This window comes from Kitasatospora misakiensis (assembly GCF_042656005.1).
GTDB classification, from domain to species: Bacteria; Actinomycetota; Actinomycetes; order Streptomycetales; family Streptomycetaceae; genus Kitasatospora; species Kitasatospora misakiensis.
Genome location: NZ_JBHSOF010000034.1, coordinates 37,053 through 63,419 on the forward strand (window position 1 = coordinate 37,053; position 26,367 = coordinate 63,419).

At 72.6% G+C, this 26,367-nt stretch carries 23 protein-coding genes; 9 read left to right on the forward strand and 14 right to left on the reverse strand.

What is annotated here, in order from left to right:
- Positions 1 to 4 precede the first annotated feature (4 nt).
- The 4 genes from mmuM to ACFP3U_RS23845 form a co-directional block, all read right to left on the reverse strand.
- Positions 5 to 916 carry a homocysteine S-methyltransferase gene (gene mmuM, locus ACFP3U_RS23830; protein WP_380227668.1) on the reverse strand — a complete coding sequence of 304 codons (912 nt, stop codon included), beginning with the start codon at positions 914 to 916 and terminating at the stop codon, positions 5 to 7.
- 80 nt (positions 917 to 996) lie between these two features.
- Positions 997 to 1,746, reverse strand: a complete 750-nt coding sequence (locus ACFP3U_RS23835; RefSeq protein ID WP_380227721.1) for an amino acid ABC transporter ATP-binding protein — start codon at positions 1,744 to 1,746, stop codon at positions 997 to 999.
- Positions 1,747 to 1,790: 44 nt separating this feature from the next.
- Positions 1,791 to 2,648, reverse strand: a complete 858-nt coding sequence (locus ACFP3U_RS23840) for an amino acid ABC transporter permease (RefSeq protein ID WP_380227670.1) — start codon at positions 2,646 to 2,648, stop codon at positions 1,791 to 1,793.
- Positions 2,649 to 2,680: 32 nt separating this feature from the next.
- Positions 2,681 to 3,586, reverse strand: a complete 906-nt coding sequence (locus ACFP3U_RS23845; protein ID WP_380227671.1) for an ABC transporter substrate-binding protein — start codon at positions 3,584 to 3,586, stop codon at positions 2,681 to 2,683.
- A gap of 212 nt (positions 3,587 to 3,798) precedes the next feature.
- Between ACFP3U_RS23845 and ACFP3U_RS23850 the strand changes: the two genes are divergently transcribed.
- Entirely contained in the window at positions 3,799 to 4,575 is a 777-nt protein-coding gene (locus tag ACFP3U_RS23850; RefSeq protein ID WP_380227672.1) for an IclR family transcriptional regulator, read from the forward strand.
- 27 nt (positions 4,576 to 4,602) lie between these two features.
- On the opposite strand, the gene ACFP3U_RS23855 is transcribed toward ACFP3U_RS23850, so the two are convergent.
- On the reverse strand, positions 4,603 to 5,352 hold the full coding sequence (locus ACFP3U_RS23855) for an IclR family transcriptional regulator domain-containing protein (RefSeq protein WP_380227673.1): 750 nt from the start codon (positions 5,350 to 5,352) through the stop codon (positions 4,603 to 4,605).
- A gap of 136 nt (positions 5,353 to 5,488) precedes the next feature.
- On the opposite strand from ACFP3U_RS23855, the gene ACFP3U_RS23860 reads away from it, so the two are divergent.
- Positions 5,489 to 5,842, forward strand: coding sequence for an ASCH domain-containing protein (locus ACFP3U_RS23860; RefSeq protein ID WP_380227674.1), 354 nt, complete (start codon positions 5,489 to 5,491; stop codon positions 5,840 to 5,842).
- A gap of 148 nt (positions 5,843 to 5,990) precedes the next feature.
- Here the strand turns inward: ACFP3U_RS23860 and ACFP3U_RS23865 are convergent, their stop codons facing one another.
- Complete coding sequence (locus ACFP3U_RS23865; protein ID WP_380227675.1) at positions 5,991 to 7,424, reverse strand: glycoside hydrolase family 43 protein; 1,434 nt, start codon at positions 7,422 to 7,424, stop codon at positions 5,991 to 5,993.
- 246 nt (positions 7,425 to 7,670) lie between these two features.
- Complete coding sequence (locus ACFP3U_RS23870; protein ID WP_380227676.1) at positions 7,671 to 9,617, reverse strand: BTAD domain-containing putative transcriptional regulator; 1,947 nt, start codon at positions 9,615 to 9,617, stop codon at positions 7,671 to 7,673.
- A 111-nt stretch (positions 9,618 to 9,728) separates the two neighbouring features.
- On the opposite strand from ACFP3U_RS23870, the gene ACFP3U_RS23875 reads away from it, so the two are divergent.
- Positions 9,729 to 10,634, forward strand: coding sequence for an alpha/beta fold hydrolase (locus ACFP3U_RS23875; RefSeq protein ID WP_380227677.1), 906 nt, complete (start codon positions 9,729 to 9,731; stop codon positions 10,632 to 10,634).
- Positions 10,635 to 10,740: 106 nt separating this feature from the next.
- Here ACFP3U_RS23875 and ACFP3U_RS23880 read toward each other — a convergent pair whose 3' ends face one another.
- The 4 genes from ACFP3U_RS23880 to ACFP3U_RS23895 all read right to left on the reverse strand — a co-directional run bounded on the left by ACFP3U_RS23880 (position 10,741) and on the right by ACFP3U_RS23895 (position 17,069).
- On the reverse strand, positions 10,741 to 11,721 hold the full coding sequence (locus tag ACFP3U_RS23880) for an endonuclease/exonuclease/phosphatase family protein (RefSeq protein WP_380227678.1): 981 nt from the start codon (positions 11,719 to 11,721) through the stop codon (positions 10,741 to 10,743).
- Positions 11,722 to 11,912: 191 nt separating this feature from the next.
- Complete coding sequence (locus ACFP3U_RS23885; RefSeq protein WP_380227679.1) at positions 11,913 to 14,309, reverse strand: glycoside hydrolase family 44 protein; 2,397 nt, start codon at positions 14,307 to 14,309, stop codon at positions 11,913 to 11,915.
- 334 nt (positions 14,310 to 14,643) lie between these two features.
- On the reverse strand, positions 14,644 to 15,852 hold the full coding sequence (locus ACFP3U_RS23890) for a serine hydrolase domain-containing protein (protein ID WP_380227680.1): 1,209 nt from the start codon (positions 15,850 to 15,852) through the stop codon (positions 14,644 to 14,646).
- The gene (locus ACFP3U_RS23895) at positions 15,849 to 17,069 is read right to left on the reverse strand and encodes a serine hydrolase domain-containing protein (protein WP_380227722.1); all 1,221 of its coding nucleotides are present in this window, start codon (positions 17,067 to 17,069) and stop codon (positions 15,849 to 15,851) included. The genes ACFP3U_RS23890 and ACFP3U_RS23895 overlap by 4 nt, the downstream gene beginning before the upstream one ends.
- Positions 17,070 to 17,324: 255 nt before the next feature.
- Here ACFP3U_RS23895 and ACFP3U_RS23900 point away from each other — a divergent pair, with 255 nt between their 5' ends.
- A complete protein-coding gene (locus ACFP3U_RS23900; protein ID WP_380227681.1) occupies positions 17,325 to 17,738 on the forward strand; it encodes a hypothetical protein in 414 nt (137 codons plus the stop codon).
- A 31-nt stretch (positions 17,739 to 17,769) separates the two neighbouring features.
- On the opposite strand, the gene ACFP3U_RS23905 is transcribed toward ACFP3U_RS23900, so the two are convergent.
- Both ACFP3U_RS23905 and ACFP3U_RS23910 read right to left on the reverse strand, forming a co-directional pair.
- Positions 17,770 to 18,576, reverse strand: a complete 807-nt coding sequence (locus tag ACFP3U_RS23905) for a class I SAM-dependent methyltransferase (protein ID WP_380227682.1) — start codon at positions 18,574 to 18,576, stop codon at positions 17,770 to 17,772.
- An 88-nt stretch (positions 18,577 to 18,664) separates the two neighbouring features.
- Positions 18,665 to 19,414, reverse strand: coding sequence for a FadR/GntR family transcriptional regulator (locus ACFP3U_RS23910; RefSeq protein ID WP_380227683.1), 750 nt, complete (start codon positions 19,412 to 19,414; stop codon positions 18,665 to 18,667).
- A 234-nt stretch (positions 19,415 to 19,648) separates the two neighbouring features.
- On the opposite strand from ACFP3U_RS23910, the gene ACFP3U_RS23915 reads away from it, so the two are divergent.
- Genes ACFP3U_RS23915 through ACFP3U_RS23935 form a run of 5 tightly spaced genes read left to right on the forward strand, consistent with a single transcriptional unit; the run spans position 19,649 to position 25,542 of the window.
- Positions 19,649 to 21,217 (forward strand): amino acid permease, encoded by a 1,569-nt coding sequence (locus tag ACFP3U_RS23915; RefSeq protein ID WP_380227684.1) that lies wholly within the window; start codon positions 19,649 to 19,651, stop codon positions 21,215 to 21,217.
- Positions 21,214 to 22,572 (forward strand): glutamine synthetase family protein, encoded by a 1,359-nt coding sequence (locus ACFP3U_RS23920; protein ID WP_380227685.1) that lies wholly within the window; start codon positions 21,214 to 21,216, stop codon positions 22,570 to 22,572. Before ACFP3U_RS23915 ends, ACFP3U_RS23920 begins: the two co-directional genes overlap by 4 nt.
- Positions 22,569 to 23,342 carry a gamma-glutamyl-gamma-aminobutyrate hydrolase family protein gene (locus ACFP3U_RS23925; RefSeq protein ID WP_380227686.1) on the forward strand — a complete coding sequence of 258 codons (774 nt, stop codon included), beginning with the start codon at positions 22,569 to 22,571 and terminating at the stop codon, positions 23,340 to 23,342. The genes ACFP3U_RS23920 and ACFP3U_RS23925 overlap by 4 nt, the downstream gene beginning before the upstream one ends.
- A 53-nt stretch (positions 23,343 to 23,395) precedes the next feature.
- On the forward strand, positions 23,396 to 24,769 hold the full coding sequence (locus tag ACFP3U_RS23930) for an aldehyde dehydrogenase family protein (protein WP_380227687.1): 1,374 nt from the start codon (positions 23,396 to 23,398) through the stop codon (positions 24,767 to 24,769).
- Positions 24,766 to 25,542 carry a 3-oxoacyl-ACP reductase gene (locus ACFP3U_RS23935; protein WP_465261971.1) on the forward strand — a complete coding sequence of 259 codons (777 nt, stop codon included), beginning with the start codon at positions 24,766 to 24,768 and terminating at the stop codon, positions 25,540 to 25,542. The genes ACFP3U_RS23930 and ACFP3U_RS23935 overlap by 4 nt, the downstream gene beginning before the upstream one ends.
- 170 nt (positions 25,543 to 25,712) lie before the next feature.
- Here the strand turns inward: ACFP3U_RS23935 and ACFP3U_RS23940 are convergent.
- A partial coding sequence (locus tag ACFP3U_RS23940) for a tetratricopeptide repeat protein (RefSeq protein WP_380227689.1) occupies positions 25,713 to 26,367 on the reverse strand: 655 nt, incomplete at its 5' end.

Consider the following 26,367-nt stretch of genomic DNA (forward strand, 5'->3'; position numbering starts at 1 on the left):
GCTCTCAGGAGGTGCTTGCGCCGTCGGCGCCCGCGGCGGAGCCCAGGCGCGCGGCCAGCTCACGGATCCCGTCGGGGCCGACCCGGCAGCAGCCGCCGACGATGCCCGCGCCGGCGGCGAGCCAGTCACCGGCCAGATCCGCGATCTCGCCCTCCTGGCCCTGCCAGCGCCGTGCCTCCGGGTCCCAGACGCCGCCGCCGTTCGGATACGCGACGCCGGGCAGGCCGGCGGCCCGGGCGAGGGTCAGGGCCTGGGCGACCTGGTCGGCGGGGGCGCAGTTGACGCCCGTGGCGACCACGTCCGCGCTGCTCCGGGCCAGGGCGAAGGCCTCGGCCAGGGGCTGGCCCGCGCTCGTGGTCGCCCCGCGGATGCTGTAGGAGAGCCAGGCCGGGATGCCGAGGCCGTCGAGGGCGGTCAGCACGGCCTCGGCCTCCCGCACGTCGGGGATGGTCTCGACGGCGAAGACGTCGGGGCCCGCCTCGGCCAGGGCCTCCAGCCGGGGACGGTGGAAACGGGTGAGTTCGGCCACCGTCAGCCCGTAGTCACCCCGGTATTCGGAGCCGTCGGCCAGCATGGCGCCGTACGGTCCCACCGACGCCGCGACCCAGCCGCTCCCGGCGGCGGCCTCGCGGGCCAGGCTCACGCTGCGCTGCAGCAGCGTCGTGGTCTCGGCGCGGGAGATGCCCAGCCGGGCGAAGCCGTCGTAGGTGGCCTGGTAGCTGGCGGTGATGGCGATCTGCGCGCCCGCCTCGAAGTAGGCGCGGTGGACCGCCGTGATCGCGTCGGGGGCGTCGCGCAGCAGCCGGGCGGACCAGAGCACGCCGCTCAGGTCGTGTCCCTGGGCCTCCAGCTCGTTGGACATGCCGCCGTCCAGGACGAGCGGCCCGGCGGCCAGGGCGTCACGGAAGGTGGTCACGGCACTCCTCACGGCACTCGTTTCGGCACTACGTGGTACGGCACTGCGCGGTACGGCACTACTCGTTACAGCGTTACTCGTCACAGGACTCTCGTCACGAAGTCGCGGGTTCGGGGGTGGTCCGGGGCGGTGAGCAGCCGGTCGGGCGGGCCGGATTCCAGCACGCGGCCGTCGTGGAAGAAGGCGATCTCGTCGGCGACCTCGCGGGCGAACGCCAGTTCGTGGGTGACCACGAGCATCGTCATACCGTCGGCGGCGAGGTCGCGCATGACGTCCAGCACCTCGCCGACGAGTTCCGGGTCGAGGGCCGAGGTCGGCTCGTCGAACAGCATGAGCTTCGGCCGCATCGCGAGGGCGCGGGCGATGGCCACGCGCTGCTGCTGGCCGCCGGACAGCTGGGCCGGGTAGGCGTCGCGCCGGTCGGCGAGGCCGACCCGCGCCAGCAGCGCCATCGCCTCCTCGGTGGCCTCCGCCCGGGGGCGGCCGGCGCCGACCGGTCCCTCGACGACGTTGTCGAGTGCCGTCAGGTGCGGGAACAGGTGGAAGCGCTGGAAGACCATCCCGATCTGGCGGCGTTGCCGGGCCACGTCGCGACGGCGCAGTTCGCGCAGCCCGCGCCGGTACGGCTCGTAGCCGACCGGCGAACCGTCCACCAGGATCCGGCCGCCGTCGGGCCGCTCCAGGTGGTTGACGCAGCGCAGGAAGGTGGACTTGCCGGAGCCGGAGGGACCGATCACGCAGGTGACGCTCCCCCGCGGAACGGACAGGTCGACGCCGCGCAGCACCTCCTGTCCGCCGAACGCCTTGCGGACCCCGGTGGCCTGCACCATCTGGACCGTCTGGGCCGGCTGAGCCGGCTGGGCCGTCTGGGCCGTCATCGGCGGCTGCCTTTCGCGAAGTGACGTTCGAGGTAGTGCTGGCCGATGTTGAGCAGGGTGGTGACGGCCAGGTACCAGATGCTGGCGACGATCAGCAGCGGGATGGTCTGGTAGGTGCGGGCGTAGACGATCTGCACGGAGTACAGGAGTTCGGCGTAGGCCAGCACGCTCACCAGCGAGGTCGTCTTGAGCATGGAGATGGTCTCGTTGCCGACCGGCGGGATGATCACCCGCATCGCCTGGGGCAGGATGATTCGGCGCAGCGTCCTGGCCTGGGACAGTCCCAGCGACTCCGCCGCCTCGGTCTGCCCGGGGTCGACGGAGACGATGCCGGCCCGGATGATCTCGGCGAGGTAGGCGGCCTCGTTGAGGCCGAGGCCGAGCAGGGCCGCCGCGTAGGTGGTGATGACGGAGTTCGCGGAGACGGCGCCGATGGCCGGCAGGAACGGCAGGTGCAGGGACAGGGTCGGGTAGAGCGCGGAGATGAAGCCCCAGAACAGCAGTTGGACCAGCAGCGGCGTGCCCCGGAAGAGCCAGATGTAGAACTGGCTGATCAGGCGGGCCACGGGGTTGTCCGACAAGCGCATGAGCGCCAGCCCGATGCCCAGCACCAGCCCGATCGCCATCGCCGCGGCGGTCAGTTCCAGGGTGGCCAGCAGGCCGGTCATGACGGTCCGGCTGAACAGCCAGGCGCCGACCGTGCTCCAGCCGAAGCGCGGGTTGGTGATCACCGACTGGAGCAGGGCCGAGCCGAGGAGCACGGCCACGACGGTCAGCACCCACTGGCCCGGCTTGCGCCGCCGGTGAATCGGCAGCGACGCGTCCGTCGCGGGGTCGGTCGAATCGTCCGTCACCGGGTCCGTCACGGTGTCTGCCTTACGGTCCGTCACGAGGCTGCGTTGATCTTGAACTCGCCGAGCGCGCCGGACTCCAGGCCCCAGGCGGCGAGGATGCGCTGGTAGCCACCGCCGGCCTTCAGGGCCGTCAGGGCCGACTGCAGCAGCGGGGTCAGCTCGCTGTTCTTCGGCACCGCGATGCCGAAGGGCGCGTTGTCGTAGGAGGACCCGGCGACCTCCAGCTTGCCGCCGGACTGCTTGGCGGCGTACGCGGCCACCGGGGAGTCCGCCAGGGCGGCTTCGGCGCGGCCGCTGGTGACGGCGAGGTTCACACCGGTGCCGTCCGGGAAGGTGCTGACCTTGATCGGCGTCTTGCAGGTGCTCTCCCGGGCCGGCAGGTCCACCAACGCCTGCGTGGACCCCTTGGCGACGGCGACGGTCCGCCCGCACAGCGAGTCGCCCTCGGGCTTGAGCCCCGTGGGGTTGCCGGTCGGGACCAGCAGGGACGTGCCGGCGTTGAAGTAGGTGACGAAGTCGACGACCTTCTCCCGCTCGGCCGTGTCCGTGAAGGAGGAGATGCCGAGCTGGTACTTGCCCGCCTGCAGCCCCGGGATGATCGAGTCGAAGGGCACGTTGACGAAGGTGACCTTGACGCCGAGGACCGCGCCGAGCGCGTTGCCGAGGTCGGCCTCGGCGCCGGTCACCGTCTGGTTGTCGGCGGCGAAGAAGTCCATCGGGGGGTAGCTGACGTCGCTGGCGACGGTGATCCCGCTCGCCTTCAGCCCGGCCGGAACCTTGGCGGCGAGGGCCGCGTCCTGCGCGACCGCCGCGGCGGAGGAGGCTGCGCCGGACGGTGCGGCGGCCGGCCCGGTGGACGGCGTGGACGGGTCGGCGCAGCCCGCCAGGAGCAGCATCGCGGAGCCGAGGAGCACGAGCGGGCGGCGTACAGCGGACAAGGGAACTCCCGGATGGGCGTGTTTTCGGTGGATGGGAACAGAGGCTATCGCCGGATGCGGAATAAGCAAGTCAAGTTGCGTATTCCGCACGGCAAGGCAATGTTGCTGCAATGCCGCCGCAACGAACCGCGCTGTGAGCCGTGCTGCGGGCTGCGCCGTCGGCCTCGGGGACGCGCCGCCGGCCCGCGCGTCGGCGCTATGCTCGGCCCGCGATGACCACCACCACCGACAGCACTCTGAAGCGCGGCCTGGCCGTCCTCCGCCTCTTCGCCGAGCACCCCCCGCAGGACCCGCGCGGACACACCGCCGCGGAGGTCGCCGCCCTGCTCGGCCGCGAACGCACCCAGGTCTCCCGCATCCTGCGCAGCCTCGAAGCCGCCCGGTTCCTGCACCGCGACCGCGCGTCACTGCGCTACGCCGTCGCCTGGGAGCTGTACGCGCGGGCCCAGCAGGTGACCGAGGCCCGGCTGCGGCGGGACGGCCGCACCGCGCTGGAGGGCGTCGCGGCCGACACCGGCGAGTGCGCCTACCTGGGCGTCCTGCGAGGCGCCAGCTCGGTGACGATCCTTGAGGCGATGCCGCCGACCCTCGCCTCGTTCGTGTCCTGGGTGGGCCGCGGCTACCCCGCCTACTGCAGCGACGCCGGCCAGGCGCTGCTGTTCGACGCCGACCGCGCCGAGATCGAGGCGGTCTTCGCCCGCACGGCCTTCGTCCGGCACGGCCCCAACACGCCGACCGGCCTGGACGACTTCCTGGCCCGCCTCGACGCGGCGCGGCAGCGGGGGTACACGATCGTCGACCAGGAGGCCGAGCCGGGCCTGTACTCGCTCGCCGCCCCGGTCAGGGACTTCCGCGGCGAGATCGTCGCCGCCGTCCAGGTCGTCGGACCGCGCCGCCGCCTGGAGCCCGCGACGCCGGCCTGCGCCGAGTCGGTGGTCCGCTGGAGCGCGTGGCTGAGCGCCGCGCTGCGTTCCGCGGACCCTGACTGACCGCCACCGGCCGATCGGGGGTCGGCCTCAGCCGAGCAGCGCCGCCAACCTCGCCGCCGCGTCACCGACGGCGGCCACCAGCTCGTCCCGGTCGTCCCTGACCGCCGCATGCGGCACGACGACACTGACCGACGCCACGACGTCCCCGCGCGGGCCCCGCACCGGCGCGGCCACCTCCAGCACGTCCTCGTCGTACTCGCTCTCGCACACCGCGACCCCGCGCTCGGCGTCGGCGCCGACCCGGGCCACCAACTCGTCCACCGACCGCGGCGCGTACGGCCCGCCCGCCCCGATGAAGTCCTCGCCGCCGAGCAGTTCGGCGACCTCCTCCCGCGCGTGGTCGAACAGCAGCGCCCGCCCCGCCCCCGTGCACCAGACCGGCGTCAGCCGGCCCGCCCGCGCCCAGGAGAACTCGGCCCAGGCCGCCAGCTCGGCCCGCACCGAGAGCACCATCGCCCCGCACAGGACATCCACGTACGCGCACGCCCCGAACCGGACCACCAGCTCCCGAAGCAGCGCCCGGCTCTCCACCCCCCACGGCCCCACCTGCGCCGCCACGCCCAACAGCCCCGCCCCGGCCCGGAACTCGTGCCCGTCCCGGGCCAACACACCGGAGTCGACGAGATCCCGCAACAACCGCGAGGCCTGCCCCTTGTCCAACCGGGCATCCTCGGCCAGCCGGATCACACCGGGCCCCCCACGCGGGTCGAGCTCCCCACGAACCACCCGTTCCACCAGCGCGAGCCCACGAGGCAGCGCCCCCATCACCACGTCCATCCGCCGGATGCTACCCGCTCCATGACCGCCGGGCTCCCGGCCGCCGGGGGTACCCCGTGCAGGCACGCGAGGCGGTGTCTCGACGACACTGGCGAAGGTACACAGTGATTGAACCGGACCCGAGGAGAGTTCGACGATGAACGAGCACCGCCTTCACCTGCTCCCCGAGTACTTCGAACTCGTCGCCTCCGGCGTCAAGGCGGTCGAGGTACGTGTCGCCACACCGGCCAAGGCGGCGATCCGCCCTGGTGACACGATCACCTTCCACTCCGATCACGGCCGCCGCGTCGAGTGCGAGGTGACCCGCGTCGACCGCTACCCGGACTTCGCCGCCCTCCTCGCACACGAGGACCCGGCCACGATCACCCCTGCGACCGCCGATCCGGACGCCGTCCTGGCGGCCCTGCGCGGCATCTACCCGCCGGAGAAGGAACAGCTGGGCGCCCTCGCCCTCGGGATCACGCTGCTGCCGGACGGCCGATCCACCTGATCCTGGACCGCATCCAGCCGCGTCCGGAGTCGGGACCGGTCATTGCGGGGCAGCCCTCAGCCGGGCCGCCTGGACCTGAACCGATGTGGCCGTCAGCCCCGCGCCGGATCTTCCGGATCACGGGGCTGACGGCCACGCGACGGCTCGGTCAGCCGGTCACGCGGAAGGTGGCGTCGCCGCGTTCCGTCGCGGTGGTGATCGGGTCGAGCCGCAACTCGTACGCGTAGTGCCGGATGTAGCGGTCCGGGTGGTTGTACGACTGGAAGGACGACCAGCTCGGGTCGGCGAGCCCGGCGACCTGGCGGAAGGTGGCGTCCTGGGCGAACTGGCCGCTGCCGTCGTTGTAGGCCAGCTGGAAGTCGTAGTTGAAGTGCCGCAGGAAGTACCCGGGGTAGTTCACCGACTCGAAGGAGACGGTGCCGGTGCCCGCCAGGCCCGGCCGCGGGCGGAACCGGGAGTCCTCGGCGGGGTTGACGTTCGGGTCGATGCGCGCGTCGAAGTTGGCGTGCCGGACGTACCGGTCCTGGAAGTTGAACGACTGGAGCCGCTGGGCCGGGGTGTTGGCCCAGCGGGCGAGCACGCGGCTCTCCTCGGCGGCCGTCAGGTTCAGGATCCAGCCGTGGCGCTTCTTCGTGCCGCCCATGTTGTAGCTGCCCGAGGCCTGCTTCTTGTAGGCGGCGGGGTTGGACGGGTCGGTCGTCAGGACCGGCATGTAGCCGCCGGACGTGGCGTACTGGTCGAGGTAGAGGGCCCACTGGTTGCCGCTGTTGGACTTCATCCACATCGGGCCTTCGACCTGCGAGCCGGTGAGGCCGATCCCGGAGAGGTTGCCGAGGTTGGTCCACGTCCCGAGGATCGAGTTGCTTCCCTCAAGGGTGATCTGGCCGTCGCCGGAGGCCCGCACGTACCGGTAGTTGCCGACGCCGGACGGTACTTCGACGATCTGGGTGTCGATGATGCCCTGGGTGCCGGGGCGGTCGATGTAGAGCTGCGGGGCGGTGGTGGTGCGGAAGTCGCTCGTGCGGGCGTAGTAGATGCGGTGCTTCAGCACGCCGTTGAGCGTCGCGTTCGTCGCCCAGTACAGGACGTAGCTGTTGGTCGCCGGGTCCCAGATCGCCTCGGGCGCCCACGCGTTGCGGCCGTCGGGGATCGCGCCGGCGACGTTGAGCAGCCACGGCTGCGACCAGGTGACCAGGTCCGTGGACTCCCACACCACGAGGTTGCGGCTGGCGTTGTTCTGGGCGTCCTCCCAGGACTGTCCGCAGCCGATGCACAGGTCGGTCGCGAGGATCCAGTACCGGCTCCCGTCGGGAGAGCGCACCAGTGCCTGGTCGCGGACGCCCTTCGTGCCGACCGTGGAACGCAGGACCATGCCACCGCCGTTGAGGTCGTTCCAGTGCACACCGTCCGTGCTGTGCGAGAGGTACGTCTGCTGATTGGTCGCCCCCTCCCCGGTGAAGTGCACCATCAGGTAGCCCGGGACGGCGGCGGCGGCCCGCTGGGGTGCGGCCACCGCCAGGCCGGTGAAGAGGAGGCAGGCGGCGAGCACTACCGCCGACAGCCGTGCGCGAAGCGCGGACATGGGGATCTCCTGTCGTTCTGCACGTGCCACCGGGGCGACGGGGGGCGTGGGGTGGTGGGGCCGTGCGCGGCCCTCTCCGGCGCGGTTCCGGCGGCACCACGTCCGGGTCGTTTATGTGAACTGGGCATGACACTGCTGTTTCGCCCTGTGATTGTTAACGCTCACAATTCGGCGGGGCAAGAGACCTGATCCCCCGTTACCCAATCTTGACCCGCCGGCGGCCCGGGGTTCGCGTCTCCCGGTCGCTCACCCCGCTCCGGCACATGCCTCCGCCTCGGCCAGGTAGCGCGCCACCGGGCCCAGGGTCAGCATTCCGCAAGCGGCGCCGGCGTGTTCGGCGCGGGCATCGCGCAGGGCGGCCGCGGCGCGCGCGGCGATTCCGCGCTCGCCGAGGCGGACGGCGGCGCGGGCGGTCAGGCACCACATGGCCTCCTGCAGGTGGTCACGCGGTGGTTCGGGCACCGCGGCGAGGGCGGCACGGGCCTCCCCGGTACGGGCCTCCCGGGCCTGGGCGAGCAGCACGAGCGGTCGCGCCCAGGGGCGGTACGGGCCCCAGTCGAGGCGCGGGTCGGTGGGCGCCGGACGGTCGTGCAGCAGGCGCAGCCCCAGCAGGGCGAGCGGGAACAGACCCCGGTGCAGCCCCGGCATTCCGGCCGTCCGGAGGGCGTCCTCGGCGGCGCGGTAGTGCGCCGCGGCCGTGGCGGCGGTCGGTCCGCCGGGTTCGGCGCTGCGGGCGGCCATGGCCCGGGCCCGGAACCACCCGGTGAGGACGGGGACGAGGGGCGCCTCGGTGGTGGCGGCGAGCTGTTCGGCCGCCTCGGCGTGCGCGGTCGCCGTGTCGAGGTCGCCGAGGGCCGAGGCGGACTGCAGGCGGACGAGTCGGCCGAGTACGGCGAAGTTCGGCAGCTCGTGCCGGGTCGCGAGGTCGAGGATCTCGGCACCGATCCGGTCCCGTACCGCCGCGAGCCCGGGACGGGTGAAGGACTGCAGGAACACCCCGTTGAGGGCGAAGGCCAGCAGGGCTGGATCGGCCAGCTCCCGTGCCAGGGCCTCGGCCTGCCGTGCCGCCAACTGCGCGCGCTTCGGCTCGGTCCCGGACAGATCGGCGCTGCGGCTCTCGACGGCGACCACGGACAAGAGCCGGGCGCGCAGGTCGGCGGGGCCGTCCGGGCCGAGCCCGGTGAGCGTGCGCTCGGCCGCCTCGACGACGGCGCGGGACTGTTCGGGGTCGTCGGCCCGGCTCCAGAGGGCGGGCACGTCGTAGGCGCCGATGATCCGGGCGGTCAGGGCGAGGTCTCCGGTACGTTCCGCCGCCTGGACGGCGGCGAGGCGGTCACGCCGCGACTGGACGAGGGCGTCGCCACCCGCCAGTGCGAGGGTGCGGGCCAGCTCCACGGTGGTGCGCGGGCCGAGCCGGACACCGGCGCCGGTCCACGCGGTACGTGCGCCGTCGGGGGGAACGGCCCCGGTGAGGATGTCCGTCTCCAGGCGCTGAAGCTCGGCACCGGGGTCGAGCCCGAGCCGGTCGACGAGCATCGCGCGGGCACGGCGGAGGGTGGCCAGCGCGTCGGCCTGGCGGCCCGCGCGGTGGAGCGCCCGGGCGAGCAGCCCCCAGGCCGGCTCGCGCCACGGGTGTTCGGCGACATGGGCACCCAGTTCGGCGACGAGGTCGGCCCCTCCCCCGGCGTCGAGGAGGATCCGGGCGCGCAGTTCCACCCCCTCCAACCTCAGCTCCTCCAGCCGGGCCCGCTCGCGCCGCGCCCATCCGGAGTCGGGCACATCGGCGTAGGCCGGTCCGCGCCAGGCCGCGAGTACCGTGCCGAGGTCGGTCACCGCCTCGGGGCTGCGGCGGGCGCGGGCCAGGGTGTCCTGGAACCGGTGGACGTCCACGTCCTCGCGCGGCAGGGACAGCGCGTAGCCGGAGCCCTCGGTGACGATGATGCGCGGCGGATCGCGGGGCGGCCGGTCGGGTTCGAGGGCACGGCGCAGCGCGGCGACGAACGTCCGCAGAGCGCCCACGGCGCGGGCCGGCGGAGAGGTCCACAGGTCATCGACCAGGGTGTCGGTGGTGACCATCCGCCCCTCGGCGGCGACGAGCCGGGCGAGTACCTCGCGATGGCGAGGGCCGCCCAGGTCAACCGGGCCGCCGTCGTCGCGGAAGGCCCGCACGGCACCGAGCACGTCGATTCGCATGCCCCCATCCTCCGCGCCGAGGGTCGGCCGCGCCCAACCGTACTGATCGGTTGCTGATCGCCGTCGCGCAGGCTGATCCGGTCAAGTCCCGACCCGAGAGGACGGCCTTTCATGGCGCTCACCATTCCCGGCTTCGATCACCTCCGCCTGCCCGGCGCGGACGGCGCGGACGGTGCGGACGGTGCGGACGGTGTGGAGCTGGCTGCCGCTGTCGGCGGCAGCGGCAGCCCCGTCGTGCTGCTGCACGGCTTCCCCCAGACCCACCTGATGTGGCGACACGTCGCCGAGCGGCTCGCCGACGGGCACACGGTGATCTGCCCTGACCTGCGGGGCTACGGCGCCAGCGACAAGCCGACGGCCACCGACCCCGAGGTGTACGCCAAGCGCACCATGGCCGCCGACGTCGTGTCCCTGGCGGCGGCGCTCGGCCACGAGCGCTTCGCCCTCGTCGGCCACGACCGGGGCGCCCTGGTCGCCTTCCGGGCGGGGCTGGACCACCTGGAGACCATCACCCACCTGGGCATCCTCGACGCCGTGCCGACGCTCGACATGTGGCACGTCCTGCGCGGCGTCTCGGCGGCGGTCGGCTACCACCTCTTCCTCATGGCGCAGCCGCCGGGCCTGCCGGAGGCGATGATCGCAGGCAGCGCGGACGCGTTCTTCGGCTCGTTCCTCGACGCCTGGGCCGACGACCCGACCGCCCTGCCGGAGGAGGTGCGTGCCGAGTACCTGCGGGCGAGCGCCGCGGCGGTGACGTCGATCGTCGCGGACTACCGGGCCTCGGCGGGCATCGACGTCACGCACGACCAGGCGGACCTGGACGCCGGGTCGCAGCTGGCCATGCCGGTGACGGTCGTCCAGCAGGACTGGGGCGCGAGGTTGGGCTTCGACGCCGCCGCGGTGTGGAAGGCGTGGGCGCCGGACCTGGACCACCGGCTGACCCGGGCAGGCCACTTCATGGCCGAGGAGGCGCCCGACGAGATCGCGGCGGCGATCCAGGACCTGTTGGCCCGCTGAGTCGCCTCTTCCCGGCTCGCCGGCCGGGCCACGGCCGGTCGGCGAGCCGTAGGTCTTCGGCGATGGACCGGGCGCCGTGCCGAATCCTCGACCTCGCAGACGAGCCCTAAAGGTCGAACTTCGCGAAGACCGGCGAGTGGTCGGACGGCTTGCCGTGCGGCGCCGCCGGATGGGCCTCCACGACGTTCGGCAACTGCTCGGTGCCGGTGGAGACCTCCTGGAATTTGGCCAGCAGCGCGTGGCTGATCAGGATGTGGTCGATGAGCTCGCGCTGGCCCTCGAAGACGCGCGAGAAGCCGTCCTGCTCCAGGATCTTCGGAGCCAGGTTCCACAGGCGCTCGGCGTCGCCCCCGTCGGGGTCGGTGAACCCGCCGGTGCCCATCTGCGAGCCGGGCGGGCCGTACAGGATCTGGGTGGTGGCGGCCTGCCACCCGTCGTTGAAGTCGCCCAGCACGATGACGTCGTGAGTCCGGCCGTCACCCTGGAGCAGGTCGTCGGCCAGGGCCCGCATGGTGACGGCCTCGGCGGCGCGGCGGAAGAGCGCGTAGGCCTCGTAGCGGGCGCGCAGGCGCTCGTCGTCGGTGAAGTGCTTCTTGTTCGGGAAGGTCAGCAGCTTCGACTTGAGGTGGCAGACGGCCACGTGGAGGCTCCGGCCGGGGGTCGGTTCCACGCGTACGGCCAGCCCGCCGCGGCCCATCTCTCCGGTCGGGCTGCCCGGGACACCGTCGTCCTCGACCTGGACAGGGTGGAGGCCGGTCGGAAAGTCCTTGGTCTGCTTGACGTCGAGCAACGGGAAGCGGCTGATGAATCCCACCCGGATGCCGCGCGGATCCGGGTGGTCCGACAGGGCGGTGTGCCAGGTGCCCGGCAGCTTGGCCACCAGGTCGTCCAGCGCCTCCTGGCTGCCCACCTCCTGCACCCCGAGCAGATCCGGACCGATCTCGGTGATGACGGCGGCCAGCGCCTCGATCTTGGCGTCGTAGGTGGCCTGGTCTTTGGCGGCGCACTTGCTGGGGTCGGGCGGGCTGCCGGCCGGCAGCGGCCGGCAGAGGTTCTCCACATTCCACGTCCCGATGATCACACTCACGGCTGCTCCCGTCGTCGTTGGCCAAGCGGCGCACCAGTCTTTCGGGCGCGTACGGACCACGGTCGACCACCGTCGGGGGCACGCCGCGTGTCCACTCGCCTGCCGGAGCGGCGCATGGCCGACCCCTGGTGTTCGGGGTCGGCCATGCGTGGCGCGTGGTCCGGGGTGCGGGGTGCGGGGTGCGGGGTGGGTCAGTGGGACGCGTCGCGGGCGGGTGCGTGGCCGACGGCCGGGGTGGGGGCGGCCGCGGCCGTGGTGCCCGCGGTGGTGCAGGTGGTGCCGTTGAGGGTGAAGGTGCCGGGTGCGGGGTTGGCGCCGGAGTAGGCGCCGTTGAAGCCGATCGTGGTGGAGGCACCGGTGGGCAGGGACGCGTTCCAGCCGGCGTCCTTGACGGTGACCGCGGCGCCGGTCTGCGACCAGGTGCCGTTCCAGCCCTGAGTGACCTTCTGGTCGCCGGCGAAGGTGAATCCGAGGTTCCAACCGTCGACCGGCGCCGCCCGGTTGGTGATCGTCACGCCCGCGGTGAAGCCGGTGCCCCAGTCGCTGCTGATCCGGTAGGCGACGGTGCAGCCGCTCGTCGTGGCCGGACCGGTGGTGAGCTGCAGCGGGGCCGACGGGGGTGAGCTGCGGCCCGCGGTGTCGGTGGCCACCACGCGGAACGTGTAGGCGGTGGCCGGGGTCAGGCCGGTGACGGTGGCGGTGGTCGTCGACGCGGGGACGGTGGCCAGCGGCGCCGTGGTGGCCGGGTCGCCGGCGTACACGCGGTAGTCCGCCAGGGGGGAGGTGCCGGGTGTGGCGGCCGGCCAGGTCAGCGTCACGCGGTCGGCGCCGGGGGCGGCGGCCGTGGGAGTGCCGGGTGCCGAGGGCGGGGTGGCCTGGGCCGAGCCGGCGGGGATCACGTACTCCGTGATGGAGTACGCCGGGAAGGTCGCGGTGAAGGAGCCGCCGCTCAGCGGCTGGTCGGCCGGGTGCTGGATCGCGGTGGGGTCGGCCTGGCCGTAGCGGTAGACCTGCGCCGCCGCCGCGAGCGCGGTGCTGCCGGTGACGGAGACGGGTGCGGTCAGGTCCCCGGTGGTCTTGTTGATCACCATGACCGTGGTGGCGTGGTCGCTGCTCCGCTCGGCCGCGTACACCGACAGCTTCTCCTGGTCGGCGCTCGCGGCCCGGACGGAGGTGTCGCCGAAGGCCCCGCCCCGGCCGTCGTAGTTCAGGAACATGCGGAAGGCGTACGCTCCGGGGTCGGTCGCCTTCGGCGGTGACCACAGGGTGGCCAGGTCCAGCCCCTCGCGGCCGAAGATCCCCAGCACGTCGGCCTCGGCCAGGCCGCCGTCGATGTGGTCCAGGGCGCCCCAGTTGTACTCCGAGACGGCCAGCTTCGTCCCCGGGTAGTTCTGGTCGACCAGCGAGCGCAGCCGGGGGACGAACTGGATCGGCTGGTTGATCCAGCTCTCGTCGACGTAGGACGGATCCCACAACTGCCGGGTGGAACGCAGTCGCAGGGCCTGCGTCGCCGGGTCGTCCGCGCTGCCGGACACGCCGGACTGCTGGGGGTAGATGTGCTCGTCGAAGTAGTCCAGGATCCGCTGCCCGTGCGCCTGCTCGTACTCCTTCATCTGCCGCAGGTACCACGGGGCGAACTGCACGCCGCCGTGCGCGGCGGCGTCCGGCGGGTTCGACCAGCAACTGCCGCCCTGCTCGCCGCACACCTGCTGGTCCAGGCCGGAGTAGATCAGCGAGTTGAAGCCCCAGCCGACCGGACCGAGGGTCTGCGCGGCCGGGTCGGCGGCCTTGACGGCCGCGGCGGTGGCGTAGGTGCTGTCGCGCAGTTCGTCGTAGCCCGGCCCGGTCGGATGGACGTCGCGGTGCGTGCCGAACCACAGGTCCGGTTCGTTGTCCAGGTTGTAGAAGCGCACCCCGCCGCTGCCTGCGGTGCCGTGGGCGCTGTCGAGGTACTTCACCCAGCCCTTGACGAAGTCCGGGCCCGCGGGCGTGCTGGTCTCGGCCGGGTCGTTGCCCGTGATCAGGGTGCCGTCGGGCTTCCTGCCGTTGCCGCAGTCCGGCCGCCACTGCGCGTCGGTCTCCTGCTGGGGACCGTACTTGGCGACGCTGAACCCGCAGCCGTTGTCGCGGCCGGCCGCCGTCCAGCCGATCATCGGCACGGTCATCAGCGTGTCGGTGCCGGTCCTGCGGTTCTGGTCGACGAACCTGTCGGCCTGCGATCCGGCGGGCAGCGCCGCGGTGTCGTTGTTGTAGTGCAGGTCCTCGAAGTACCAGTCGGCTCCGGCGTTGTAGGCGTCGAGCTGGTAGTTGTAGCGGGTGGTGGCGTTGCCGCCCCAGCGGCCGATCGGCAGGCGCAGCTCCTTGGCCAGGGCCTCGTCGGGGAAGTTCATGCCGTAGATGTGGGGGTCGATGGCGTGCCGCCCGCTGGTGGCGTCCACGGTGATCGCCGGGCCCGCGGTGGCGGCCGCCGTGCGGACCGCTCGCCCGGGGCCGGTGCCGGCGGCCTGCGCGGCCCCGGCGCCGGCTCCGGCGCTTGCCAGCAACACCGCGGCTGCCGCCAGGGCGGCCGCCTTGCGTGTCGTACGCATGGTCTCCTTCTCAGCGGCCGCGGCACGGGCGGTACGGCCCGCAGCGCCCGGAGCGGGCTCTCGGCACGTACCGTCAGCAGCACCGCGGCCTTGGGTGGGGGGTGGAAAGGACCGTGCTGGGAGAACCCGCCGGCCTTGCCCCCGACCTCCGGCGCAACTCCTCAACTCGCCGTAGGGTGGAGCCAGTTGACCTGTGGGAGCGCTCCCATACGGGAGTCTGGAGCGCCTGGATCGGAGTGTCAACACGTACGACGCGCAAGCGTCCACCTGCGCGCGACCCGGAATCCCCGCCGTGGGCCCGAGCTGCGGGTGGGTCGGGCCCCGGCGAGAACGATCATGGTCGACTGCCGCAGCCGCCCTCCGGTCCGCCGCCGCCTTCGGCCGTGAGCGCGTGTGCGGCCAGGGTGTTGGCGGCGGCTTCGGTCGCCTCGTCGCCGGGGCCGGTCCAGACCAGGGTGAAGCCGCGCCGCCCGTCGGGCGTGGTCGCGGCCCGGGTATGGAAGCCGAAGGTGTCACCGTGGTGGCCCCAGTACCCGCCGTGCGGGGAGGGCGTCCACATCAGGCCGAGGCCGTAGCGGGAGCCCGGCCACGCTTCCGCGACGTCTCCGGCTGTCGCGACGCTGCGGTGCAGCTCGGCCTGTTCGGCCGGGCGCAGCAGGTCGCCGCGCTGCAACGCGGCGAGGAAGCTGTTCACCTCGGCGGGTGTGCTGATCAGCGCGCCGCCCGCGCCGCCGAGGGTCTGGTTGCAGACGGTGACGTCGACCGGGTGCGGCTCGTCGGGGAAGGAGCGGTAGCCGCGCGGGTGCGGGCCGTGGATCAGCGGGTCACTGCCGGGGGCGGTCGTGCCGCGCAGGCCGAGGGGCCGGAGGATACGCCGGGTGACGTGCCGTTCCCAGCTTTCGCCGGTCGCCTTCTCGATGATCAGGCTGATCACCTGGTAGCCGGTGGTGGAGTAGTTGAACGCGGTGCCGGGTGGGAAGCCCGGCGGATGGCGCAGCGCGACGGCGATGAGTTCCGCCGCGGAGTACGTCCGGAACCGGTGCGTACGGAACGCCTCCGCCGTACGCAGCTGAGGCACCCCGGCCGCGTCCTCGGGATAGTCGTACAGTCCGCTGGTGTGCTGGAGGAGGTGGCGGACGGTGATGGCGCGGCCGTCGTTGCCGTTGCCGGTGATGAGGCCGGGCAGCCAGCGCTCGACGGTGTCGTCCAGGGAGAGCCGCCCCTCGCCCACCAGTTGCAGGGCCACCGTCGCGGTGAACGCCTTGGTCGTACTGCCGATCCGCGCCCGCGACGGCCAGGGCACCGGGAGGGCGGTGCCCAGTACGGCCGTGCCGGCGCGGGCGGTGCGGGTGCCGTGCGGGGTCGTGACCTGCGCGAGCACCCCCACGGGACCGGTGGCGGCCACCGCGTCCACGTCGGCCTGGAGCCCGCCGTCACCCACCGGCGGGCAACCGTCCGCCGCGGCGGGGGTGGTGGCCGGGAGCGCGCCGACGAGGGCGGTGAGGCCGAGGGCGGTGACGACGGTGCGTCGGCGGAGGGTCATGACAGCCCTCGGCAGAGTGCGTGGTCCACCAGTGGGTGCAGCGCTTCGTCCTCCATCGGGAGCTTCAGGTGGTCACCGTTTCCGCTGGTGGAGACCACGATGCCGCGCTGCCCGTCCGGGGTGATCCCGCCACGGGTGGAGGCGCCGAGGGTGTCGCCCCAGTGCGTCCAGTAGCCGCCTCCGCAGCTGAGGTCGAACCACATCAGGCCGAGGCCGTAGCGCATCCCCCACCGCGTGAACTCGGGCACCGGGACGGTGGTCGTCATCTCGGCGAGCTCGGCTCGCCCCAGCAGCCTGCCGCCGATCAGCGCCGCGTGGAACCGGCCCAGATCCTCCGTGGTGCTCACGATGGAGCCCTCGGCGTCCGCGTCCTTCATGTTGAGCACCGTGGTGTCGAACCACGGCTCGCCCTCGGCGAATTGGTAGTAGGTGTTCAGGTGCGGGAGCGGCAGGTGGGGGCGGTGGCCGGGGACGAAGGTGCCGGTCAGCTCCAGCGGGACGATGACGCGCGAGGTGACCTCGTGGTCCCAGGAGCGGCCCGTCACCGCTTCGACGACCAGTCCGGCCAGCGTGTAGTTGGTGTTGGAGTACTCCCACCGGGTGCCGGGGGCGCTGCTGGGCGGGTGCCGCATGGCGAGCTTCACGACGTACCGGGGGTCGTGCGCGTCGTAGCGGTGCTTCTCGAACTGCTCCGCGCTCTCCCAGCCCGGCAGGTCGGAGACCGTGGGGAGTCCGCTGGTGTGCTGGAGCAGGTGGCGGACGGTGATGGCCCGGCCGTCGTTGCCGTTGCCGGCGACCAGGCCGGGCAGCCAGCGCTCGACGGTGTCGTCCAGGGAGAGCCGCCCCTCGCCGACCAGTTGCAGCACCACCGTCGCGGTGAACGCCTTGGTCGCACTGCCGACCCGGATCGAGGAGCGCCACGCCACCGGCCGCCCGCTGCCCAACTCCGCTTCACCGGCCCGGGCGCGTACGTGCCGCTCCCCGTCCCGTAGCTCCGCCAGAACCCCGACCGCCCCCACCCGCTGGACCGCCTCGGCGTCCCGTCGCAGGTAGGAGGGTGTGTCCACGTCGGGTGCGGCGGCGCTGCTCGTGGTGCCGGACGCGGCGGGCGCTGCGGAGAACTCCGTCGCGCTCGGCCCGGCCACCACGAGCAACGCCGCCGCAGCCGTCGAGGCGACGCGGATGGCGTGCCGCCTGCGGGGAGCCTTTCGTACCATCACCCGATCTCCGATCAGCCGGGGGACGAGCCGTCGCGCGGGCTCTCCCGCGCGATGAGGCACCCGGCCGACAGAGCCCTTCCCCTCGGCCTCGGCCCGGCAATCGGCCTGTTCGGGTGGTTGCGTCAGGCGAGCAGGCTCGCCGATATCTGCCGGGAACGCACTGCGGCAGCAGAGCGCTCAGCCGCGCCCGGCCAACGCCCGGCCTGTGCCGTGCACGGCGACCGCGCTCGGTGTCCGTCAGAGCCGCGCGGGGTGGCCGACCGGGTGTCGGTGGTGGCCCTTGGCATTGCGGCGGTGGCTCGCTTGGCATGGTGCGCGTGGCAGCTACGCGGGACGTTCTTGGCCGATCGCCCTCAGGATGTCGGCGAGCCACACCAGGTGGTGTCCCAGCGCCCGATCCTCATCGGCGAGCAGATCCTGCAAGTGCTGCCAGGATTCGGAGAGCTGCCCGATGGTCAGGCTGCCCGGCTCCTTGACAACGTCGTAGAGCTCGTCGGGCGGGATCGACCAGAAGTAGTCGTTGTCCAGGGCGACGGCTCGGCCCGCCGTGGCGGCTTCGACGTGACGGAGCAGCAGGCCATCGCCGAGAACACCGCCGCGATGGCGCAGATCAGGACCGCTCTGCAGACCCAGGTCAACGCCGCGGCCGCGGCACTCAACGGCTGAGCACCGAGCACCCGCGTCCGAAGCCGCCGTGCTACCCGACCTTGCCCACGACTGCGGAGACCTTGACGAGTTCGGCGAAGGAGGATTGGCCGGCCGGCAGGGACTGCCGAACGTACTCGGTGAAGGCCGGCCGGTCCTTCGGGCCGGGCAGCTTGTGCGCGGGGATGGCGGAACAGATGCCACCTATGAGCTGGTCGAAGGTCAGTTCGTCGTCGTACTCGATCGCGATTTCCTGCACCCGTTCGTAGCCGGCGGCGGCGAGCGCCTGCGCGTACCGATCCCGGTCCTCGGGGCCGGTGCCGCAGGACGGTGACAGGCTGGTGCCGAAGTGGTGTTCCAAGCAGGTCCGGAGCGCCCGGGACCATGGGCTGTCCTGCAGCCACAGGGGGGTGCCGTTGGCCACGACGGCGATTCCGCCACCGGGTCGGAGCATCGGCACGAGGGTCCGGAAGAGCTCGTCGTGCCGCATCCAGTGGAGTGCGTTGCCGATGACCGTCATCGCCAAGGTCCGCTGCCCCAGCAGGGCTCCGACGGCCGGGACGTCGCTGTCGGCGCCGAGTACCCATGTCGCGTTGGCGATCCCCTGCCGCTCGGCTGCTTCTGCTGCGAGCCGGAGCATGTCCGGCTCGGGATCCATGCCGATGACCGAGCGCACCCTGCGAGCCAGCGGCAGGGCCAGCTGACCGGTGCCGCACCCGAGGTCGAGCACGACATCATCGGTGTGCAGCCCGAACGCCGACTGCAGAGCGTCGATGGCCGCGGGAGGGTAGCCGCGGCGGTACTTCGCGTAGTAACCGGCGACGTCACCGCTGAATCCCAGAGTCATGGCCAACACCATGCCAGCGCCTGCCGGAGCAGGACAGCGCTCTGACCGGCGATCGCTACCGGCGGAAAGTGGCGGTGCTTGCGGCAGACGGGCCCGGGGCTCAGGCCAGGAATCCGCGCAGGAGGGCGGCCGTCGCGGCGAGGTGTTCCTCGGTGGCGCGGCGGGCGGCGTCGGGGTCGCCGGTGAGGATCGCCCGGACCATGGCCCGGTGCTGGTCGGCGGCGTGTTCGATGTTCCGGTCGAGCATGGGGATGGCGTTGAGCAGGTCGTTGAGGCGCATCCTGGCCTCGGCGATGGCGGCGGCGAGGGTGGGGGAACCGGTGAGTTCGCCGATGGCGAGGTGGAAGCGCGAGTCGAGCTGGCGGTACTGGTCCGACGGGGCGTCCTCCAGGTCGGTGAGGCGGCTCTCCAGGTGGGCGCGCTGGCCGGGGCTGAGGGCGCGGCGGGCGGCGGCCTCGGCGGCGCCGGTCTCCAGGACCTGGCGGTAGGTCAGCGCGTCCTCCAGCGCGCCGCCGAGGTCCCGGGCGGCCCGGCGGAGGTCGTCGACGTCGGGGGCGGGCATCCGGTAGGTGACGAAGGTGCCGCCGTAGCGGCCGCGGCGGGGTTCGACGCAGCCGGCCTGTTGCAGGGTGCGCAGCGCCTCCCGCAGGGTCTCCCGGCTGACGCCGAGCCGGGCGGCGAGGTCGCGTTCGGCCGGGAGGCGGTCGCCGTAGCCGAAGACGCCGAGCTTGATGGCCTGGAGGAGCCGCTCGACGGTCTCCTCGAAGGCGTTGCCGGTGCGGACCGGGCGGAAGATCGCGCCGGCCTGCCAGTCGAGCCGCGCCCGCTCACGTGCTTCGTCCAGGTCCACGCCGGAATCGTACCTACGGGCGGGCGATCGAACTCGTTCGGCCTCGTTCCGCCCCGTTCTCCCGCTCGGCTCTTGACGCGGCCCCGGCCCAGCCGGAACGATGCTGCTCACCCACCTAATGGTCTGCTTCCAGACCATTGAAGAGCCGTCCGACCGTCGAACCCGCCGGACCGAGCGCGCCACGCCGCCGTGGCCGTTCCCGCCCCGGCACACCCTCAACCCCCAGGGGTGCCCATGACCGACGCACGCTCACCCGACCAGCCTTCCCCCGCCGTGTTTCCGGGGAACGCCCTCCCCGTTTCCGACGACGAACAACGGCTCCGCGAGCTGGGCTACACCCAGGAACTGGCCCGCTCGATGTCCGGCTTCTCCAACTTCGCCGTCTCCTTCTCCATCGTCTCGATCCTCTCCGGCTGCCTGACCCTGTACGGGACGGGCATGAAGACCGGAGGTCCGGCCCTGATCATCTGGGGCTGGCCGGTGGTCGGCCTGTTCACCCTCTGCGTCGGGCTGGCGATGGCCGAGATCTGTTCCAGCTACCCGACGGCCGGCGGGCTCTACTACTGGGCGGCCAAGCTGAGCCGCAGCCGCGGCCCCGCGTGGAGCTGGTTCACCGGCTGGTTCAACTTCCTCGGCCAGGTCGCGGTCACCGCCGGGGTCGACTTCGGCGCCGCGTTCTTCACCAACGCCTTCCTCACCCTGCGCTTCGGCTTCGAGGCCAGCCCCGCGCACACCATCGAGATCTTCGCCGTCATCCTGCTGGTCCACGGCCTGCTCAACACCCGCGGCGTGCGCCTGGTCGCCGTCCTCAACAGCGTCTCCGTGTGGTGGCACCTGGCGGGGGTCGCCGTCATCGTCGGCGCGCTCGCCGTGTTCCCGGACCAGCACGCCTCGGCCTCCTTCGTGCTCACCGAGTTCGTCAACGGGACCGGCTTCCAGAACCAGTTCTACGTCGCGATGATCGGCCTGCTGATGGCCCAGTACACCCTCACCGGGTACGACGCCTCCGCGCACATGACCGAGGAGACCCGCGACGCCGCCCGCTCCGGCCCCCGCGGCATCGTCAACGCGATCACCGTCTCCCTGGCGGCGGGCTGGATCCTGCTGCTCGGCATCACCTTCGCGATCCGCGACTACGACGGCGCGCTCAACAGCGACACCGGCGTCCCGCCCGCCCAGATCTTCATCGACGCGATCGGCTCCGGCGGCGCCCAGTTCCTGCTGCTGATCGTGATCGGCGCCCAGTTCTTCTGCGGGATGGCCTCCGTCACCGCCAACTCCCGCATGATCTACGCCTTCTCCCGGGACGGCGCACTGCCCGGCTCCCGGCTGTGGCACCGCATCGACCCGCGCACCCAGACCCCGACCAACGCCGTCTGGCTGGCGACCGGCGGCGCGCTGCTGCTCGGCCTGCCCGCGCTCTGGAACACCACCGCCTACACCGCCGTGACCTCCATCTCCGTCATCGGCCTGTACATCTCCTACGTCATCCCGGTGTACCTGAGGCTGCGCCAGGGCGAGGACTTCACGCCCGGCCCCTGGCACCTGGGGCGGTGGAGCCGGCCGATCGGCATCCTCGCCGTCGCCTGGACGGCCGTGATCACCGTCCTCTTCATGCTCCCCACCGCCTCCCCGATCACCGCCGAGAGCTTCAACTACACCCCCGTCGCCGTGGCCGTCGTGGTCGGCTTCGCCGGTGTGTGGTGGCTGGCCTCCGCCCGGCACTGGTTCACCGGGCCCCACGTCCAGGCGACCACGCCGCCCGAACCCGACGCACGCGACACCGAACTGGAGCTCCGATGACCAGCCCCCGGCTCACCCTCGACGAACTGCGCGCCCGCGTCGCCGACGGCTCCGTCGACACCGTCGTGCTCGCCATGACCGACATGCAGGGCCGCCTCCAGGGCAAACGCCTCGCCGCCGACCACTTCCTCACCGACGTGGTGCCCGGCACCGCCGAGGGCTGCGGCTACCTGCTGGCCGTCGACGTCGACATGAACACCGTCGACGGGTACGAGATCTCCTCCTGGGAGAACGGCTACGGTGACCTCGTGCTGCGCCCCGACCTCACCACCCTGCGGACCGTGCCCTGGCACCCCGGCACCGCCATGGTCCAGTGCGACGTCGTCCACCACGACGACACGCCCGTCAGCGTCTCCCCCCGGCAGATCCTGCAACGCCAGCTGGACCGCCTGGCCGGCCACGGCTGGCACGCCCAGGCCGCCACCGAGCTGGAGTTCATCGTCTTCCGGGACAGCTACGAACAGGCCTGGGAGAAGGACTACGCCAGGCTCACCCCGGCCAACCAGTACAACGTGGACTACTCCGTCCTCGGCACCGGCCGGATCGAGCCCCTGCTGCGCCGGATCCGCAAGGAGATGGCCGGCGCCGGCCTCACCGTCGAGTCCGCCAAGGGCGAGTGCAACCTCGGCCAGCACGAGATCGCCTTCAAGTACGCGGACGCCCTCACCACCTGCGACAACCACTCCGTCTACAAGACCGGCGCCAAGGAGATCGCCGCCCAGGAGGGCTGCAGCCTCACCTTCATGGCGAAGTACGACGAGCGCGAGGGCAACTCCTGCCACATCCACCTCAGCCTGCGCGACGAGCAGGGCGCACCGGTGTTCGCCGGTGACCGGCCGCACGGCTTCTCCCGCACCATGGAGCACTTCCTCGCCGGGCAGCTCGCCTGCCTCGCCGACTTCGCCCTGCTGCTCGCCCCCACCGTCAACTCCTACAAGCGGTACGTGCCCGGCAGCTTCGCGCCCACCGCCATCGCCTGGGGCCGCGACAACCGCACCTGCGCCCTGCGGGTGGTCGGCCACGGCCCGTCGCTGCGCTTCGAGAACCGCGTCCCCGGCGGCGACGTCAACCCGTACCTCGCGGTCGCCGCGCTGATCGCGGCCGGGCTCCACGGCATCGAGCAACAGCTGGAACTCGAACCGGAGTTCATCGGGAACGCGTACGCCTCCGACGCCCCCCGGGTGCCCGCCACGCTGCGCGACGCGGTCGACGCCTTCGAGCGCAGCGCCGTCGCCACCGAGGCCTTCGGCAAGGACGTGGTCCGGCACTACACCCACACCGGACGCACCGAACTCGCGGCCTACGAGCGCGCGGTGACCGACTGGGAGCGGCGCCGCGGATTCGAGCGGCTGTGAACCTCGACCGCCACCACCGCGACGACCGCCACCGGGACGACCACCACCGCGACGACCGCCGCCACGACGACCGCCGCCGGCCGCTGATCGGCATCAGCAGCTACCAGGACGACGTGGCCTGGTCCGTCTGGAACCAGCGCGCCTCCCTGGTGCCGCAGACCTACGTGGACGCCGTCGTCCGCGCGGGCGGCACCCCGGTCCTGCTGCCGCCGCAGCCCGGCGGCGCCGGGCACCTGCTCGACGCCCTGGACGGGCTCGTCCTCTCCGGCGGACCGGACGTCGACCCGGCGCGGTACGCGGCGGACGCCGACCCGCGCACCGGCCCGCCCCACCCGGCCCGGGACGACTGGGAGAGCAGGCTGCTGCACTCCGCCCTCACCCGGGACCTCCCGGTGCTCGGCGTCTGCCGCGGCATGCAGCTGCTCAACGTCGAACTCGGCGGCACCCTCGTGCAGCACCTGCCCGACGGGAGCCACCAGAAGGTCCCCGCCCGGTTCGTCCGCCACCGGGTCGAGGTGGTGGACGGCACCCGGCTCGCCGCCCTCCTGGGGCCGGACGCCGAGGTCTCCTGCTACCACCACCAGGCCGTCGACCGGCTCGGCGCGGGGCTGCGGGCCACCGCGCACAGCGCCGACGGCACCGTGGAGGCGGTCGAACTCGACGGCCACCGCTTCGCGTTGGGCGTCCAGTGGCACCCCGAGACCGACCCCGACGACCTGCGCGTCTTCCATGCCCTGATAGCCGCCGGGCAGAGCGCCCTCACGCACTGACCACCTCTGATGACCGCCAGCCCGACCGACTCCACCCACCGGGAGAACCGCCCATGACCGCACCGGACCTCTTCGAGGTCGTCAACCCCGCCACCGAGGAGGTGATCACCACCGTCGAACTGGCCGGCCTCGCCGAGACCGACGCCGCCGTCGCCCGTGCCCGCGCCGCCTTCGACACCTGGCGCCGGGTGGCCCCCGCCGACCGGGCCCGCCTGCTGCGCGCCTTCGCCGCCGCCGTCGACGCCGACCTCGACCGCCTCGCCGCCCTGGAGGTCGCCAACGCCGGCCACACCATCGGCAACGCCCGCTGGGAGGCGGGCAACGCGCGCGACGTCATCGAGTACTACGCCGCCGCCCCGGAGCGCCTGTTCGGCCGACAGATCCCCGTCGCCGGCGGCATCGACGTCACCTTCCAGGAACCCCTCGGCGTGGTCGGCGTCATCGTGCCGTGGAACTTCCCGATGCCGATCGCCGCCTGGGCCCTGGCCCCGGCGCTGGCCGCCGGGAACACCGTCATCGTCAAACCGGCCGAGCTCACCCCGCTCACCGCCCTGCGCCTCGGCGAACTCGCGCTGGAGGCCGGGATCCCGGAAGGCGTGCTGCAGATCCTGCCCGGCCGCGGCCCCGTCGTCGGACAGCGCTTCGTCACCCACCCCGACGTGCGCAAGGTCGTCTTCACCGGCTCGACCCGGGTCGGCAAGGAGATCATGGCGGGCTGCGCCGCCCAGGTGAAGCCCGCCACCCTCGAACTCGGCGGCAAGAGCGCCAACATCGTCTTCGCCGACGCCGACCTCGCCAAGGCCGCCGCGACCGCGCCGTACGCCGTCTTCGACAACGCCGGCCAGGACTGCTGCGCCCGGTCCCGGATCCTGGTCGAGGCCTCCGCCTTCGACGAGTTCCTGGCGCTCCTGGAACCGGCCGTGCACGGCGTGCGGGTCGGCGACCCGAGCGACGAGAAGACCGAGATGGGCCCGCTGATCTCCGCCGCCCACCGGGCCCGGGTCGCCTCCTACGTCCCCGACGAAGCGGCCGTCGCCTTCCGCGGCAGCGCCCCCGACGGCCCCGGCTTCTGGTACCCCCCGACCGTCCTCGCCCCCGTACGGCACGAGGACCGCGCCTTCACCGAGGAGATCTTCGGCCCCGTCGTCACGGTCGTGCCGTTCCGCGACGAGGAGGACGCCCTGCGGATCGCCAACGCCACCGAGTACGGGCTGTCCGGCTCGATCTGGACCAGGGACCTCGGGCGCGCCCTGCGGGTCTCGCGCGGCGTCGAGGCCGGCAACCTCTCCGTCAACTCGCACTCCTCGGTGCGCTACACCACGCCGTTCGGCGGCTTCAAGCAGTCCGGCCTCGGCCGCGAGCTCGGGCCGGACGCCCTCGACGCCTTCACCCAGACCAAGAACGTCTTCATCTCCACGGAGGAATGATCAGCATGACCCAGCGACTCGACGGCCGGGTGGCCGTCATCACCGGCGCGGGCAGCGGCATCGGCCTGGCCACCGCCCGCCGGTTCGCCGCCGAAGGCGCCAAGGTGGTCTGCGTCGACCTGGACGCGGAGACCGGCGCCAAGGCGGCCAACGAGGTCGGCGGCCTGTTCCTGCAGGCCGACGTCACGGACGAGGAGGCGGTGCGGGACCTCTTCCAGCGGACCGTCGACGAGTACGGCCGGCTCGACATCGCCTTCAACAACGCGGGCATCTCCCCGCCGGACGACGACTCCATCCTCACCACCGGCCTGGACGCCTGGAAGCGCGTCCAGGAGGTCAACCTCACCAGCGTCTACCTGTGCTGCAAGTACGCGATCCCGCACATGCAGCGCCAGGGCAAGGGCTCGATCATCAACACCGCCTCGTTCGTCGCCGTGATGGGCGCGGCCACCTCGCAGATCTCCTACAGCGCCTCCAAGGGCGGCGTGCTGGCGATGTCGCGCGAGCTGGGCGTGCAGTTCGCCCGCGAGGGCATCCGGGTCAACGCCCTCTGCCCCGGCCCGGTGAACACCCCGCTGCTGCAGGAACTGTTCGCCAAGGACCCGGAGCGGGCCGCCCGCCGCCTGGTCCACATCCCGCTCGGCCGCTTCGCCGAGCCGGAGGAGATCGCCGCCGCGGTGGCCTTCCTCGCCTCCGACGACTCCTCCTTCATGACCGCCAACACGTTCCTCGTCGACGGGGGTATCTCGGGGGCGTATGTGACGCCCCAGTAAGGGCGGTTCCCTCCGAGGACGGCGACGGCCCGTCCGCCCCGTGGTGGGGCGGGCGGCCCGTCGGCGGTGGAGACCGGCTTTCCCCGGTTGGTTCTTGACGTATGTGGGGAGGTGGGATCCGGGGTACGACTCACGAAGCGGCGTCGCTGGCCTGACTCCAGGGGTCGTGTCTACCCGACGTCGCGGGGCTGTCTGCCACCCACGTCAGGTCGTGTCCCCCCGTCGTCGCGGCTTTGGAGCATGCGCCAGCTCCGGAGCTGGTCCGCAGCCGCTCGGGTGTCGGGGTGGTCGGTTCCGAGCACCCGCTCGCTGTCGGCGAGCACCCGCTCCATAAGTCCGGTCGCCTCACCGGTGCGACCAGCGTCGTAGTAGGAGGCGGCGAGGTTGCCGCGGGCAAGCAGGGTGTGGGGGTGGTCCGTTCCGAGCAGCCGCTCACGGTCGGCGAGCACCCGCTCCTCGATGGCCATCGCCTCACCGGTGCGACCAGCGTCGTAGTAGGAGGCGGCGAGGTTGCCGCGAGCGAGCAGGGTGTCGGGGTGGTCCGTTCCGAGCAGCCGCTCGCTGTCGGCGAGCACCCGCTCCTCGATAGCCATCGCCTCACCGGTGCGACCCGCCTGCTGGTAGGAGTGGGCAAGGTTGGCGCGGGCGAGCAGGGTGTGGGGGTGGTCGTCACCGAGCAGCCGCTCGAAGTCAGCAAGCACCCGCTCCTCGATGACGATCGCCTCACCGGCGCGACCCGCCTGCCGATAGGAGTCGGCAAGGTTGCTGCGGGCGAGCAGGGTATTGGGGTGGTCGTCACCGAGCAGCCGCTCGAAGTCAGCAACA

Coding starts and splice junctions, on each gene's coding strand:
- ACFP3U_RS23920 (WP_380227685.1), top strand. CDS start 21,214: ATGACCAGCCCCCGGCTCACCCTCGACGAACTGCGCGCCCGCGTCGCC.
- ACFP3U_RS23915 (WP_380227684.1), top strand. CDS start 19,649: ATGACCGACGCACGCTCACCCGACCAGCCTTCCCCCGCCGTGTTTCCG.
- ACFP3U_RS23885 (WP_380227679.1), bottom strand. CDS start 14,309: ATGCGTACGACACGCAAGGCGGCCGCCCTGGCGGCAGCCGCGGTGTTG.
- ACFP3U_RS23835 (WP_380227721.1), bottom strand. CDS start 1,746: ATGGTGCAGGCCACCGGGGTCCGCAAGGCGTTCGGCGGACAGGAGGTG.
- ACFP3U_RS23895 (WP_380227722.1), bottom strand. CDS start 17,069: ATGGTACGAAAGGCTCCCCGCAGGCGGCACGCCATCCGCGTCGCCTCG.
- ACFP3U_RS23865 (WP_380227675.1), bottom strand. CDS start 7,424: ATGTCCGCGCTTCGCGCACGGCTGTCGGCGGTAGTGCTCGCCGCCTGC.
- ACFP3U_RS23905 (WP_380227682.1), bottom strand. CDS start 18,576: ATGGTGTTGGCCATGACTCTGGGATTCAGCGGTGACGTCGCCGGTTAC.
- ACFP3U_RS23890 (WP_380227680.1), bottom strand. CDS start 15,852: ATGACCCTCCGCCGACGCACCGTCGTCACCGCCCTCGGCCTCACCGCC.
- ACFP3U_RS23870 (WP_380227676.1), bottom strand. CDS start 9,617: ATGCGAATCGACGTGCTCGGTGCCGTGCGGGCCTTCCGCGACGACGGC.
- ACFP3U_RS23850 (WP_380227672.1), top strand. CDS start 3,799: ATGACCACCACCACCGACAGCACTCTGAAGCGCGGCCTGGCCGTCCTC.
- ACFP3U_RS23855 (WP_380227673.1), bottom strand. CDS start 5,352: ATGGACGTGGTGATGGGGGCGCTGCCTCGTGGGCTCGCGCTGGTGGAA.
- ACFP3U_RS23930 (WP_380227687.1), top strand. CDS start 23,396: ATGACCGCACCGGACCTCTTCGAGGTCGTCAACCCCGCCACCGAGGAG.
- ACFP3U_RS23875 (WP_380227677.1), top strand. CDS start 9,729: ATGGCGCTCACCATTCCCGGCTTCGATCACCTCCGCCTGCCCGGCGCG.
- ACFP3U_RS23935 (WP_465261971.1), top strand. CDS start 24,766: ATGATCAGCATGACCCAGCGACTCGACGGCCGGGTGGCCGTCATCACC.
- ACFP3U_RS23860 (WP_380227674.1), top strand. CDS start 5,489: ATGAACGAGCACCGCCTTCACCTGCTCCCCGAGTACTTCGAACTCGTC.